Here is a 15,623-nt window from a genome sequence, read left to right as displayed (position 1 = left end):
GGAAAAAGTCATGACAAGCCCGACCCGCAGAAGAACTGGAAAACGCAGACGGACAAAACCAAGTCAGAGGGGAAAACTTGTGCTTGTTTTTTTAGCAGCGATGATTTGCTTAACGATGTGGAATGTGCTTCATCGAAATAGTGAAGAGAACAACCCGTTTCAAAAAACTGCAGTAGCTTTAGAAAACAGCCAGAAAAAAGAAGTCAAAAGGAAAACCGCTAAAAAATCAGAGGAACAAATCAAAACAGTGGACCGCAATCACAAAATCAGCAGTTATTTAAATGAGATCGGTTTCAGCGGAACAGCCATGATTGTTAGAAATGGAGAAATCGTAACAAATAAAGGTTTTGGGTATGCAGACAGTAAACGAAAAATTCCAAATAATCCTTTGACATCTTTTTATGTCGGTTCGTCACAAAAAGCGCTGATTGCAACCGCAATTTTGCAGCTTGAGGAAAAGGGGAAACTTCAGACAAGTGAACCGGTAAGCACGTATTTACCTCATTTCCCTAACGGACAAACGATTACTTTGAAAAATCTGCTGACACATACATCGGGAATAAACGGACATATTGAAGGAAACGGCGCAATTACTCCAGGCGATTTAATAAAAGACATAGAACGTCAGGGAATTAATCGTCAGCCGGGCGTATGGGGCTACAAAGATTCTAACTATTCTGTTCTTGCTTATATTGTTGCTGAAGTAAGCGGTGAGTCCTATGAACAATATATAACGAATCATATTTTTAAACCGGCGGGAATGACGCATGCAGGCTTTTACAAAACATATGAAAAAGAACCTTATCCTGCTGTCGGGTATAAGCTGAAAGGCAGCAAAGCGGTTACACCGTATATGCCCGATCTATCTCAGCTTTACGGTGCTGGAGATATTTATATGAGTGCAATAGATATGTACAAATTTGACCAAGCCCTGATAGACGGCAAATTGTATTCGCAGAAGAGCTATAAAAAGATGTTTACGCCAGGAAGCAGCTCCACATACGGAATGGGATTTTATGTTGCTCCCGGTAGCTATTCAAGCCATGGTGTCATGCCGGGCTTCAACATTTTGAACAGCTTTAGCAAATCTGGACAAACCATAGTTGTTTTGTTCTCGAATATACAAAATAACACTAAACTGGGCCAAGTGAACAATAAAGTATATCAGCTGCTGAATCAAGAATAATTCTGATCTGCTTTTGCAAACGCTAAGATGGCTAGCTTGACAAGTATTTCCGACACAATTACAATGGGAATGTATCACTTGTTTTTCTTAACATGATTGATAACTAATTTAAACTTGACAAGGGCAGTGAGGATCTCATTCCCTGTGAAGGCCCTGTATGTTGAGACACAAAACAATGTACATGCCGACACTTTATTTGTAAAACCAAGTTCATAGCAAGAGGAGGTGAAAATATGTCGCCTACGATGTTTACGATCATCTCCATTTTGCTGAGCCTAATCTGTTTAGTTGTTGGCTACTTTGTTCGTAAAACCATTGCAGAAGCAAAAATATCCGGCGCAAGAAACATGGCCGAACAAATTGTTGAGGATGCAAAGCGTGATGCGGAAGCATTGAAGAAAGAAGCGCTCTTGGAAGCGAAAGATGAAATTCATTCGTTTCGTGTAGAGGCGGAGCAAGAAGTTCGTGAAAGACGTAATGAGCTTCAAAGACAAGAAAACCGTTTACTTCAAAAAGAGGAAAATCTTGATCGCAAAGACGAATCTTTAGATAAACGGGAGTCCCTGTTGGAGAAGAGAGATCATTCTCTGAATGAACGACAACAACATATTGAAGAGATGGAAAGCAAAGTGGATGATATGATTCGTTTGCAGAAAGCCGAGTTGGAACGCATTTCAAGTCTAACTCGAGATGAAGCGAAACAAATCATTCTGGATCAAGTTGAAAATGAGCTTTCCCACGACATTGCAGTCATGACGAAAGAATCTGAAAACCGAGCGAAAGAAGAGGCTGACAAAAAGGCGAAAAACATTCTTTCACTTGCGTTACAGCGTTGTGCAGCTGATCATGTGGCTGAAACAACGGTATCTGTAGTCAATCTTCCAAATGATGAGATGAAAGGTCGTATTATCGGACGTGAAGGACGAAATATCCGTACGTTAGAAACGTTAACAGGTATTGACTTGATCATAGATGATACACCTGAAGCTGTCATACTATCGGGCTTTGATCCGATTAGACGTGAAACAGCGAGGATAGCTCTGGACAAGCTAGTCCAGGATGGCCGCATTCATCCTGCACGAATTGAAGAAATGGTGGAAAAATCACGCCGTGAAGTCGATGATTATATCCGCGAGATGGGTGAACAAACGACATTCGAAGTCGGAGTTCACGGTCTGCATCCGGATCTGATCAAAATTCTCGGCCGCTTAAAATTCCGTACAAGTTATGGACAAAATGTCCTGAAGCATTCAATTGAGGTTGCACATCTTGCAGGTCTCATGGCTTCAGAGCTTGGAGAAGATGCAAAGCTTGCAAAACGAGCAGGTCTTCTGCATGACATTGGAAAAGCCATTGATCATGAAGTAGAAGGAAGCCACGTAGAAATTGGCGTTGAGCTTGCGACGAAATATAAAGAGCATCCTGTTGTCATCAACAGTATTGCCTCTCACCACGGTGACCAAGAACCGACATCTATAATCGCTGTTCTTGTTGCGGCAGCTGATGCATTATCTGCAGCACGCCCTGGTGCAAGAAGTGAGACGCTTGAAAATTACATTCGGAGACTTGAGAAATTAGAAGATATCTCTGAATCTTATGAAGGTGTTGAAAAATCGTTTGCGATACAGGCTGGACGTGAAGTACGTATTATGGTGAAGCCAGATTCAATTAATGATCTTGAAGCTCACCGTCTAGCAAGGGATATTCGTAAGCGAATTGAGGACGAGCTCGATTACCCTGGTCACATTAAAGTGACAGTCATTCGAGAAACTCGCGCAGTAGAGTATGCAAAATAGAGCGGTGCGCTTAGCGCCGCTTTATTTTTTTGTGTAAATATGCAACACTGATAAGAAGATCATTCTAAAAGAGAAAGGGTTCAAAGCGCATGAAAATATTATTTGTTGGAGATATCGTCGGTTCACCTGGCAGAGAGACACTGAAAGAATACTTGCCAAAGCTGAAGAAAAAATATCAGCCGCACTTTACCATTGTCAACGGAGAAAATGCTGCTCACGGCAAAGGTCTGACTGAAAAAATCTATCATGAGCTGCTGCAAGCAGGAGCTGATGTGCTTACAATGGGCAACCATACATGGGATAAAAGAGATATTTTCGATTTCATTGATGACGCAGCCAATATGGTCCGTCCTGCTAACTTTCCCGAAGGCACACCTGGAAAAGGTCTTACGTTTATTAAAAAACAAGGAAAAGAACTGGCTGTCATCAACCTGCAAGGACGTACGTTTTTACCGCCAATTGACTGCCCATTTCAAAAAGTAGATGAATTAATTGCGGAAGCATCCAAACGGACACCGTTTATTTTCATTGATTTTCATGGTGAAGCCACAAGTGAAAAGCAAGCGATGGGCTGGTATACAGACGGCCGTGCATCATGTGTCGTTGGAACGCATACACATGTTCAAACAGCAGATAACCGCGTATTGCCAAAAGGAACTGCGTATATTTCAGATGTCGGAATGACAGGACCTTACGATGGCATTTTAGGTGTTGACCGAGAAACGATCATTAAACGATTCAAAACAAGTCTCCCAGTCCGTTTTGAAATTGCAGAAGGCCGCACGACGTTAAGTGCAGTGATCGTAGAAATTGACGAACAGTCGAAAAAAGCTGTCAAAATTGATCGAATTTTGATAAATGATGACCATATTTTCTTTGAATAAATGTTCACATATTTATTTCAGAAAAATATTAATCAGAAAGAAGGAATATGCGCCCTCTATCGTGAATATAGTAAAAATGGTAGGTAGCCTGCTATTTTTGAAAAACATTTTGGGGATGGATTTTCAAAAAAATAGCATCATCTAACAAAGATTGTTCTAATGAACACTCACTTATCCATTGTAAATTTAAGGGGGAGCAGAAATGGAAATTTTAAAAGTTTCAGCAAAGTCAAATCCGAATTCAGTAGCAGGAGCATTAGCCGGCGTTTTACGTGAACGCGGTGCAGCGGAAATACAAGCAATCGGCGCTGGAGCACTGAATCAGGCAGTTAAGGCTGTCGCCATTGCAAGGGGATTTGTTGCGCCAAGCGGAGTGGATTTGATATGCATTCCAGCCTTTACTGACATTCTGATCGATGGAGAAGAAAGAACAGCCATCAAATTGATTGTTGAGCCACGATAATTCTAATTTTATTATTTTCAACCTGCTTACATCATGTAAGCGGGTTGTTTTTGTTTACCACTATACATTTCTTATATAACATATTCAGTTCGTGAAATAGATAAAAATGACATATTAGAGCTTGCATTTTTTCACCCTGATGATAAATTAAGATTAAGTTGAATTTACTTCATCAAAAATAAATATTTAAGTAGGTGAAATAATGTTCGAAGCTTTTTTGAAAAGAGGAAAGCTTGTTTTTATTTTATTTTTTATCGTTCTCATTGCTGGCGGCTATTTATTCGCGCAGCTTCCTAAACGAGAACTGCCAGAATTCGAGGCGAATCTCGTCACGATTTCTACCGTTTTTCCTGGTGCGGATGCAAAACAGGTGGAAAGAGATGTCACCAATAAGCTGGAATCAGCCCTATCTGATATCAATGGTATAGAGAAAACGAGCTCGGTTTCTGCCATTGGTTTCTCAAATATTGTGATTGAAATTGAGGATCAAGCCGACTTTCAAAAGGTGGCAAGTCAAATTAAGAATGACACCACAAGTGCTGCGTCGTCTTTTCCTGATGGGGTGATGGAGCCGGAAGTAAAGGATGAATTCGGCAGCGTGCCGGTTGGTTCTTATATGATTGTGTCGAGTCAATCATCGGACTTAGCAAAGAGTCAGAAGTCGCTGCGTGAATTGAAGGAAAAAGTAGAGGACATCAAAGGGGTAGACAGTGTCGTAATTAAAGGCTTCAATGACAAACAAGCGGTATTAAACTTAGATTCAAATAAGCTGGAGGGTGAAGGGTTCAATGTAACTGATGTCACAAGTGCCATCAATCAGGAATTTGACACATCTCCACTAGGCGACATTCGGGCAGGCAAAGAGAAGGTGAAGCTGTCCATCGATACATATGACCGCTTAGATCAAATCAAAAAGATTGAGCTTTTCTCAAAAACGAAACGAGAGCTGGTCACAATTAGTCAGCTTGGCAGCTTAAAAGAAGTAGAAAAAGAGAAAAGTGATATTGTGTCGTATAACGGAAAGCCCGCCTATTCATTTACAGTGAATATGAAACCAGGGCTTGATATTCCTAAAATGTATGACAAAGTCAGTGATGTCATTGAGAAAGAAAAGCAGCTGCCAAATGGGGTGGAGTGGGTAGACTACTATTCACAAAAAAGTGAAGTGGATGCCATTTTCAATGATTTAATGAAAGAAGCCATTGTTGCAGTCATCGCTGTCATTATCGTCACCACACTTGGTCTTACAATTGGCGGGGCGTTTATCGTTTCACTCGCCATTCCGCTATCCATAACAATTGGAACGATTCCGCTGCCATTTTTACAAGTGGACCTCAATCAAATTTCGATTATCGGGTTTATCATTGCCTTAGGGATACTTGTCGATGATGCGATTGTCGTCAATGATAATATTTTAAGACAGATGAAAAAATACGAAAGTCCGCTTAAAGGAACAATTGCAGGGGTGAAAGAAGTCGCGGGGTCCATTTTGACATCAACACTAGCTGTTGTGTTTGCCTTCCTGCCGCTTGTTTTCCTATCAGGTGCAAACGGTTCATTTATTCGGGCATTACCGTCTGTTTTAGTAACGACTGTGCTTGCGTCTATGGTGATTTCGCTGACACTTGTGCCGGTCTATCAATATACTGTGAACTGGAAAAGAAAGAGTAAGAAGAGTCAAAAAGAGCCGGGATTCCTAGGGAAACCATTAAAACAGCTGGCTGATTTCTATGCGGACCGTGTGCTGACAAACATTGTGAAGCGGCCGCTCGTTATTGGACTAAGTGGTTTGCTCGTTGCAAGCCTAGCCTTTTTACTTATTTTCGTCACACCATTTGAATTTTTCCCTGCGGCGAATAAGAAAGAAGTGGTTGTCACTGTCACGCTTCCAAGTGAAACAACATTAGACAAAACAAATGAAACACTAAAGAAAATAGAACAAGAGATTAAGCAGCAAAAAGGCATTGAAGAAACAGCGATTTTTGCAGGGGGCGGTGTGCCGAACCTGTTTAATGAAAGTATTTCAAATGCAAGTGACCACACCGGTCAAGTTGTTGTGAGAGTAGACAATGATCAGATGACAAGTAAGGCATTGATAGATCGTATGACCGAGCCTTTGCGAGAGAAATTCAAAGAGGCTGATCTCTTTATGAAAACCATTGTTCAAGGGCCGCCAACTGGAGCGCCAGTGACAGTAACGGTTGCCGGTGACTCTTTTTCAAAGCTTATTGATGTCAAAGAAACGCTGACAGATGAAATGAAAGACAAAGGGGCAAGTTTGATTACGGACGATGTCAATAAGCCGGTGAAAACGATCTCCTTTGAATTAAACCGTGAGCGAATGGCAGAGGATGGGCTCAGTGCTCAGTTTGTCAGCAGACAGCTTGGTCTTGTGACAGAAGGGATTCCATTAGGTACCTTTAAACAAGGAACAAATGATATCGATTTAGTGGTGAAACAGGATATAGGCACACATCAAAATGGTTTAAAGCTAAAAGAAATGAAAGTGCCTGTGAAGACAAATGAAGGCGGTTTGCCTCAACTTGAGCCGCTTAGCCGATATGTAAAAGAAAAAGAAACAGAGCAATACGAAAGCATTCCACATGAAAATGGAGTTCCCACCATTACGCTGAAGGCGTACCCTGGAGCATCAGATTCGTTTAAAGATGATATGAAAGAAGTCGTCAATCAAGTGGGGAAAAGCGCTGCAGCAAAGGATTTGACCATTTCACAAGGTGGAGAAAATGAAAATCAGACCCAGTTCTTTATTGAAATTAGTCTCTTATTTGCAGTTGTTTTGCTTCTCATTTATGTGACCATAGCTTTCCAGTTCAATTCATTGATGCTTCCGCTGTTAGTTCTAGGAACGGTATACTTAGCTGTATCAGGAGCCATTATCGGACTGTTTGTCACACAAACACCATTCAGCTTTATGGCAACAATGGGAATTGTCTCATTGGCTGGTATTGTCGTCCGAAATGCGGTCGTCCTATTTGAATTTATTGAGCAGCGGCGCAAGCAAGGGTTTGATCAACAGACAGCTGTAATTGAAGCAGGGAGAGCAAGGATTAGACCTATTCTCTTAACAGCATTTACGGCACTTGTTGCACTAATGCCTGTTGCATTAAGTCATGATCCACTCTTTAAGCCGCTGGCAATCTGCATTGTATCGGGTGTCTTTTTCTCAACAATTCTGACATTATTCATTGTGCCAGCACTATATGTTGCCGTTTCAAAGAAACGCTGACGATGAAAGCAAATCTCCTTTCGATCGGAGATTTGCTTTTTTTTAGAAAAATATCCAAAAAAATATGTGGGGTGTTCATTTGTCTTTTTCTAGTAGACAGTGGTATTTACGACTAAAATAAGTCATGTTAAAATCTGATTGGGAGAAGTTTTTTAACAAAGGGGTTGTACGTCATGTGTGGAACGATGAAAGCAATTGTTAAAAAAGAAAGCGCTTACGGAGCGGTGCTGATGGAGATGCCGATTCCAGAAATCAAAGATCATGAAGTTTTGATCCAAGTGAAAGCCACTTCGATATGCGGAACAGACGTGCATATTTATAATTGGGATGATTGGGCTAAGGGAAGAGTCAAAGCGCCCTACATTTTTGGACATGAATTTACAGGGGAAGTTGTCAAAGTGGGGAAGCAAGTCTCACGAGCAAAAGTAGGGGATTTTGTATCGGCTGAGACGCATGTTGTATGTAATCAATGTTATATGTGCTTAACAGGGCAGCAGCATTTGTGCAGTGAAACGAAAATTTTAGGGGTAGACATTGATGGCTGTTTTGCTGAATATGTCAAAGTACCTGAACAAAATGTGTGGCACAATCCAGCCCAAATGCCAGTTGAGCTTGCCTCTATACAAGAGCCGCTTGGAAATGCTGTCCATACTGTACTGCACACACCTGTTTCAGGTAAGTCAGTGGCGATTTTTGGCTGCGGACCAATCGGTTTAATGGCAATTGCTGTCGCAAAAGCCTCCGGGGCTGTTCAAGTGTTCGCTGTTGATAAAAATGAATACAGGCTGGATCTTGCCCGAAAAATGGGTGCAGATCATATCGTAGATATTGGAAAAGATGATCCAGTGGCGATGATTAAGCAGCTCACGCGGATGGAAGGGGCAGACGTGATGTGTGAGATGTCAGGTCATCCAGCTGCCATTAATCAAGCACTCGAAGCTTGTGCAAATGGAGGAAAAGTCAATATACTAAGCTTGCCAGAACGACCAGTGACAATTGATATTACGAATCAAATTGTATTTAGGGGATTAACCGTGCAAGGGATCACGGGGAGAAAAATGTTTGAGACGTGGCGTCAAGTATCTGAGCTATTAAGAACGAATACCATTGATGTAAAGCCAGTTGTCACTCATACACTGCCATTTGAAGAGTTCGAAAAGGGATTTGAACTTATGCAAAGCGGTACGTGCGGAAAAGTCGTACTGATGATGCCATCATATCAAAGGGGGAAGAAATGATGAAAGAATTCACGTATTTACAAGATGAATTGGACACAATGAAGCAGCAAGGCACCCACCAAACTTTAAAAGAGATCGACTCAAAACAATCATCCACTGTTACATTAAATGAACAATCTGTCATACAACTCTCCTCAAATAACTACTTAGGCCTCACCTCACACCCAAGGCTGATGAAAGCAGCAAAAGAGGCAATCGATGAATTCGGTGCGGGTACAGGATCTGTGCGTACCATCGCCGGCACAATGACGATGCATGAACGTCTTGAAAAAAAGCTTGCTTCATTTAAAAAGACCGAAGCAGCTCTTGTATTCCAATCGGGCTTTACGACCAACCAAGGGGTCTTATCTAGTATCCTGACAAAAGATGATATTGTCATTTCAGATGAACTGAATCATGCCTCAATTATCGATGGAATCCGATTAACAAAAGCAGATAAAAAGGTATACGGTCATTCCAATATGGAAGAGCTGGAGAAGATTTTGAAAAAATCAATGAATTACCGCGTCCGCCTCATCGTTACAGACGGTGTGTTCTCGATGGATGGAGATATCGCGCCACTTCCTGAGATTGTCAGGCTCGCAGAAGCATATGATGCATTTGTGATGGTAGATGATGCGCATGCTTCGGGCGTGCTTGGTGAGAATGGCCGCGGGACGGTCAACCATTTTAAACTCGACGGCAGAGTGCACATTCAGGTCGGGACACTTAGTAAGGCTGTCGGAGTGCTCGGCGGCTATGTGGCTGGTTCAGCGGTTTTAATTGATTATTTAAAACATAAAGCAAGACCGTTTTTATTCAGCACCTCACATCCGCCAGCTGTGACTAGAGCGTGTGAAGAAGCGATTGAAGTGCTGTTAGATGAACCGGAGCGAATCGATACACTTTGGGAGAACGCCGCTTATTTTAAAGAAAAGGTCATCAGCCTTGGATTTCAAGTCGCCCCAACAGAGACACCGATTATCCCAATCATGATTGGAGACGAAGCACTTACTTTTCGTTTTTCAAAGGCTTTAATAGAACGAGGCGTGTTTGCTCAAGGCATCGCCTTCCCAACTGTAGCAAAAGGCAAGGCAAGAATTAGAGCCATCATCACAGCCGAGCACACAAAAGAAGAACTAGACCGGGCACTGACAATCATTGAAGAAGAAGCAAAAAAACTAAACCTACTTGATTAAGAGAGCGCAGGCTCTCTTTTTCTTTTTGTGAAAAATGGTTATGACTAATAGGCAATTTTCATAGAAGAACCGCATATGATTTATTTTCAATTCATCACAAAATAGTCTATACTGTAGGGTGGAACTTGGTTTGAAAGGAGTACAAATTCATGAATGAAGAGCAGAGAAAAGCGAGCGGACAAGTAAGTTCATCGGACAAAAAATCCGAGAAGGACTACAGCAAATATTTTGAAGCTGTGTACATTCCGCCTTCCTTAAAAGATGCAAAAAAACGGGGTAAAGAAGAAGTCGAATACAATCAATTTCAAATTGACGAGCAGTTTCAAGGGTTAGGGAACGGCCGCAAGTTTTATATTCGCACATATGGCTGTCAAATGAATGAGCATGACACAGAAGTGATGGCTGGTATTTTTATGGCGCTGGGCTATGAACCAACAAACTCAACTGAAGATGCGAATGTCATCTTATTAAACACTTGTGCTATACGAGAAAATGCGGAAAACAAAGTGTTTGGAGAGCTTGGTCATTTAAAAGCATTAAAGCGTGAAAAGCCAGATTTAATTTTAGGTGTCTGCGGATGTATGTCACAAGAAGAATCTGTCGTCAACCGTATTTTGAAGAAACACCCATTTGTTGACTTGATTTTCGGCACGCACAATATTCACCGCCTGCCAGAGCTGTTATCTGAATGCTACCTTTCAAAAGAAATGGTCATTGAGGTTTGGTCAAAAGAAGGCGACGTGATTGAGAACCTTCCGAGAGCCCGTCAAGGTAAAATCAAGGGCTGGGTGAACATTATGTACGGCTGTGATAAATTCTGTACATACTGTATCGTGCCTTACACGCGCGGCAAGGAAAGAAGCCGCCGCCCAGATGAAATTATACAAGAGGTCAGACGTTTAGCGGCAGAAGGATATAAGGAAATTACCCTTCTTGGTCAAAACGTGAATGCATATGGAAAAGATTTTGAAGATATGGAATATGGTCTTGGCCACCTGATGGATGAGCTGCGAAAAATTGATATTCCGCGTATCCGTTTTACAACAAGTCACCCGCGTGATTTTGATGATCACTTAATTGAAGTGCTGGCCAAGGGCGGAAACCTTCTCGATCATATTCATCTGCCAGTTCAATCGGGAAGTTCTTCTGTGCTGAAACTTATGGCGAGAAAATATGACCGTGAGCGTTACCTTGATCTTGTACGAAAAATCAAAGAAGCTATGCCGAATGCTTCATTAACAACGGACATTATTGTTGGGTTCCCAAATGAAACAGATGAACAGTTTGAAGAAACACTTTCGCTTTATCGCGAGGTTGAGTTTGATGCCGCTTATACGTTCATTTATTCTCCAAGAGAAGGAACGCCGGCAGCGAAAATGAAAGACAACGTGCCAATGCGTGTGAAAAAAGAACGTCTCCAGCGCCTAAATGCACTTGTGAATGAAATTTCCGCGAAAAAAATGAAGGAATATGAAGGGCAGATTGTCGAAGTATTAGTAGAGGGTGAAAGTAAAAACAACCCTGAGATCCTAGCCGGATATACAAGTAAAAGCAAGCTTGTGAATTTTAAAGCACCAAAAGAAGCGATTGGCAACATCGTCAAAGTGAAAATCACACAAGCCAAAACTTGGTCTCTTGACGGAGAAATGGTTGGAGAAGCTATCGAGGTGAATTAAAATGACACTTTATTCAAAGAAAGAGATTGTCGAGCGCGCAAGAGAGCTCGCTAAAATGATTTCTGAAACTGAAGAAGTTGATTTCTTCAAAAAAGCAGAAGCGCAAATCAATGAAAACACAAAAATTTCAACCATCATTAATCAAATTAAGGCGCTTCAAAAACAAGCTGTAAATTTAAAGCATTACGGCAAACATGAAGCCTTAAAACAAGTCGAAGAAAAAATCGATGCCCTGCAGGAAGAACTGGATGACATCCCAGTGATTCAAGAATTCAAAGAATCACAAACAGAAGTCAATTCCCTGCTTCAGCTTGTAGCGCACACGATTTCGAATCAAGTAACAGATGAAATCATTCTTTCAACCGGCGGTGACCTCTTATTAGGAGAAACCGGTTCAAAAGTGAAAAACTCATCACCAAGTTGCTCCATTAAATGAGAAAACCCCGCAGATGCGGGGTTTTTTGCTTTTATATTAACATTTTTTGAAAAGCACTACCCATTCTTTTTCATGCTTCATCGTCTCCAAATCTCTCACTCTCCAACTTTTCCAATTTTCAAGGCAAGTTTATGGGCGACCATGCATACACTGAAACAGAAATGAATTTAATTGAACATGAAGTTCAAAATCGTGACACACTAGACGAATGCCCAGCATAAGATAAAACGATCAAGAACAAGGAGGCATGCCGGAATGTCTGAATACAGAGAAATTATTACAAAAGCGGTGGTTGCAAAAGGGAGGAAATTCACCCAAAGCACACACACCATTTCTCCATCGCAAAAACCAACCAGCATCCTAGGTGGTTGGATCATTAATCATAAGTATGATGCTGAAAAGGTCGGTAAAACTGTTGAAATTGAAGGAACATTTGATATTAACGTATGGTACTCTTACGCTGACAACACGAAAACAGAAGTCGTCACAGAGCGTGTGAAGTATGTAGACATCATTAAACTGAGATATAAAGATAAAAATTTCCTTGATGATGAGCACGAAGTGATTGCGAAAGTATTGCAGCAGCCCAATTGCTTAGAAGTGACCATTTCTCCAAATGGCAATAAAATTATCGTTCAGGCAGAGCGTGAATTCATTGCTGAGGTAGTCGGTGAAACAAAAATTGTCGTAGAGGTAGATTCAAGCTGGAAAGAAAAAGATGATCACGAGTGGGAAGAAGAAGTGGATGAGGAGTTAGAGGATATTCATCCAGAATTCCTAGCAGGTGATCCAGAAGAGTAATGAATGACTAGGGCGCATATCCCCCTAGTTTTTTTGTGCCTGTTCTAGGAGAAAAAAGGTGATTTTTTATGCTATAATGTTAGATGGTATGAATTCGAAAGTAATATAGTGAGGGATTAGAAATATGGCAAGTTATACGCCCATGATACAGCAATATTTAAAGATCAAGGCAGATTATCAAGATGCCTTTTTATTTTTTCGCTTAGGCGATTTTTATGAGATGTTTTTTGATGATGCAAAAGAAGCCGCGCAAGAACTAGAAATTACGTTAACAAGCAGAGACGGCGGAACAATTCCAATGTGCGGCGTTCCTTATCATTCTGCTTCTGCATACATAGAACAGTTGATTTCAAAAGGCTACAAAGTCGCTATTTGTGAGCAGGTGGAAGACCCTAAAACGGCAAAAGGTGTAGTCAAAAGGGAAGTCGTTCAACTGATTACACCAGGTACTGTTATGGATGGTAAAGGATTAAGTGAAAACGAGAACAACTTTATTGCGTCTGTTACCAGCTTTCAAAATGGGTACGGTCTTGCGCTGTCTGATTTATCAACAGGTGAAAACATGGCGGCTTTCATCGATCGATTAGATGAAGTCGTGTCAGAAATTTATTCTGTCGGTGCCAAAGAAATTGTGGTGTCAAAGCAGCTGGATGAGGAAACAGTCAAAACCCTTAAAGAACGCTGCCAAGCGACCATTTCATACGAAGATAGTGATGTATTATTAGGGGAAGCTGAACAGCTCATTTCCCATCTTGATGAAAAGTTAAAAACGGCATTTTTAACACTATATGCCTATTTAAGAAGAACGCAAAAAAGAAGCTTGGATCATCTTCAGAAAGTTCAAGTGTTTGAGCTTGAACAAACGATGAAAATCGATCTTTACTCAAAACGAAACCTTGAATTAACAGAAACCATTCGTTCAAAAAGCAAAAAAGGCTCTTTATTATGGCTGTTAGATGAAACAAAAACAGCGATGGGCGGCAGACTGCTCAAGCAATGGATCGACCGGCCGCTCATTCGTCTTTCGCAAATCAACGAGCGTCAGGAAATGGTGCAGATTCTGATGGATCATTTCTTTGAGCGAGAGGATCTGCGCGAACGATTAAAGCAAGTATATGATCTTGAGCGTTTAGCGGGCCGCGTGGCATTTGGCAACGTGAATGCCCGTGATCTCATCCAGCTTAAGGAATCCTTAAAACAAGTACCGGATATTAAACAACTTGTTCATTCATTACCAGAGGAAATGGCAAAATCAAGAGCGAATGAGATTGATCCTTGTGGCGACTTGCTTGATGTATTAGAAGATGCACTTTATGAGAATCCGCCGATGACGATAAAAGAAGGCAATTTGATTAAAGATGGCTACAATGCAAAATTAGATGAATACCGTGATGCCAGCCGAAACGGAAAAGACTGGATTGCACGGCTTGAACAGCAGGAAAGAGAATATACCGGCATTCGCTCCTTAAAAGTCGGGTTTAATAAAGTGTTTGGTTATTATATCGAAGTGACACGCGCAAATACACATCTGCTGGAGGAAGGGCGTTATGAAAGAAAACAAACACTTGCCAATGCAGAGAGGTATATCACACCTGAATTAAAAGAAAAAGAAGCACTGATTCTTGAAGCAGAATCAAATATTAACGAATTGGAATATGAACTATTTACAGCTCTCAGGGAGCAAGTAAAAGGCTATATTCCTAGATTACAGCTGCTTGCAAAACAAATGAGTGAGCTGGATGCGCTTCAATGCTTTGCGACTGTCAGTGAAAAGCGCCGTTATATCCGTCCGGAATTCTCAGAGGATGACGTGGATGTCAAAGATGGCCGTCACCCTGTCGTTGAAAAAGTGCTGGATCACCAGGAATATGTACCGAATGACTGCCATATGGGAAAAGGCAGACAAACCTTACTCATCACTGGACCGAATATGTCAGGGAAAAGTACGTATATGAGACAAATGGCACTCATCTCGATTCTTGCGCAGATTGGCTGCTTCGTGCCTGCGTCAAAGGCGACGCTTCCAATCTTCGATCAAATCTTTACACGTATTGGTGCAGCAGATGATTTGATTTCTGGTCAAAGTACTTTTATGGTAGAGATGCTCGAAGCAAAAAATGCGATGGTGCACGCAACGAAAAACAGCTTGATTTTATTTGATGAAATTGGACGTGGGACAAGCACCTATGATGGAATGGCTCTTGCACAGGCGATCATTGAATTTGTTCATGATCATATTGGAGCTAAAACCCTATTCTCTACACATTACCATGAGCTCACGGTCCTTGAATCTCAATTAAGCGAGCTGAAAAATGTGCATGTACGAGCTGAAGAGCATGAAGGCACGGTCGTTTTCTTACATCAAATCAAAGAAGGTGCAGCTGATAAAAGCTATGGTATTCATGTAGCGCAGCTTGCTGAATTGCCTGATGCCATCATTAATAGAGCCCAGACCATCTTAACTGAGCTTGAGAGCGGATCACATGACGTGACCCCGAACGTATCTGCAGCACCAAAAGCAGAAAAGGCTGAAGAAAAACAGCAGCTATCTTTCTTTGAAGTAGAAGAAAAACCGCAGCCAAAAGCTGCCTTAAAACAGAAAGATCAAGCGGTCATCGACGAATTAAAGTCATTCAACTTAATGGATATGACGCCGCTTGAAGCGATGACAAAGCTGTATGAATTGCAAAAGAAATTATAATGTAAGGTGAGGTGAGC

At 41.4% G+C, this 15,623-nt stretch carries 11 protein-coding genes; all 11 read left to right on the top strand.

The features are described 5' to 3' along the window. The first annotated feature begins 10 nt into the window (after positions 1-10). A complete protein-coding gene (locus NSS92_RS06015; RefSeq protein WP_340867137.1) occupies positions 11-1,186 on the top strand; it encodes a serine hydrolase domain-containing protein in 1,176 nt (391 codons plus the stop codon). A 233-nt stretch (positions 1,187-1,419) separates the two neighbouring features. Further along, positions 1,420-2,982 carry a ribonuclease Y gene (gene rny / locus NSS92_RS06010; protein ID WP_003211958.1) on the top strand — a complete coding sequence of 521 codons (1,563 nt, stop codon included), beginning with the start codon at positions 1,420-1,422 and terminating at the stop codon, positions 2,980-2,982. A gap of 89 nt (positions 2,983-3,071) precedes the next feature. After that, positions 3,072-3,866 carry a TIGR00282 family metallophosphoesterase gene (locus tag NSS92_RS06005; RefSeq protein WP_060699022.1) on the top strand — a complete coding sequence of 265 codons (795 nt, stop codon included), beginning with the start codon at positions 3,072-3,074 and terminating at the stop codon, positions 3,864-3,866. A gap of 202 nt (positions 3,867-4,068) precedes the next feature. Beyond that, positions 4,069-4,329 (top strand): stage V sporulation protein SpoVS, encoded by a 261-nt coding sequence (gene spoVS / locus NSS92_RS06000; protein WP_003211281.1) that lies wholly within the window; start codon positions 4,069-4,071, stop codon positions 4,327-4,329. Positions 4,330-4,531: 202 nt separating this feature from the next. Continuing rightward, positions 4,532-7,576, top strand: coding sequence for an efflux RND transporter permease subunit (locus tag NSS92_RS05995; protein ID WP_340867136.1), 3,045 nt, complete (start codon positions 4,532-4,534; stop codon positions 7,574-7,576). A 173-nt stretch (positions 7,577-7,749) separates the two neighbouring features. Then, a complete protein-coding gene (tdh, locus tag NSS92_RS05990) occupies positions 7,750-8,814 on the top strand; it encodes an L-threonine 3-dehydrogenase (RefSeq protein ID WP_267586320.1) in 1,065 nt (354 codons plus the stop codon). Next, positions 8,811-9,992: a glycine C-acetyltransferase gene (locus tag NSS92_RS05985; protein WP_340867135.1), complete on the top strand. Its 1,182-nt coding sequence runs from the start codon at positions 8,811-8,813 to the stop codon at positions 9,990-9,992. Before tdh ends, NSS92_RS05985 begins: the two co-directional genes overlap by 4 nt. A gap of 149 nt (positions 9,993-10,141) precedes the next feature. Continuing rightward, positions 10,142-11,668 (top strand): tRNA (N6-isopentenyl adenosine(37)-C2)-methylthiotransferase MiaB, encoded by a 1,527-nt coding sequence (gene miaB, locus NSS92_RS05980; RefSeq protein WP_024427027.1) that lies wholly within the window; start codon positions 10,142-10,144, stop codon positions 11,666-11,668. A gap of 1 nt (position 11,669) precedes the next feature. Further along, the gene (locus tag NSS92_RS05975; RefSeq protein ID WP_047202216.1) at positions 11,670-12,104 is read left to right on the top strand and encodes a RicAFT regulatory complex protein RicA family protein; all 435 of its coding nucleotides are present in this window, start codon (positions 11,670-11,672) and stop codon (positions 12,102-12,104) included. 255 nt (positions 12,105-12,359) lie between these two features. After that, positions 12,360-12,905, top strand: coding sequence for an outer spore coat protein CotE (gene cotE / locus NSS92_RS05970; protein ID WP_041084785.1), 546 nt, complete (start codon positions 12,360-12,362; stop codon positions 12,903-12,905). Between the two features lie 124 nt (positions 12,906-13,029). Then, positions 13,030-15,606: a DNA mismatch repair protein MutS gene (gene mutS, locus NSS92_RS05965; RefSeq protein WP_340867133.1), complete on the top strand. Its 2,577-nt coding sequence runs from the start codon at positions 13,030-13,032 to the stop codon at positions 15,604-15,606. Positions 15,607-15,623: the final 17 nt, after the last annotated feature.

Source organism: Bacillus sp. FSL M8-0166 (assembly GCF_038008825.1).
Lineage (GTDB): Bacteria > Bacillota > Bacilli > Bacillales > Bacillaceae > Bacillus > Bacillus safensis.
This window is presented reverse-complemented; position numbering and strand designations above follow the sequence as displayed.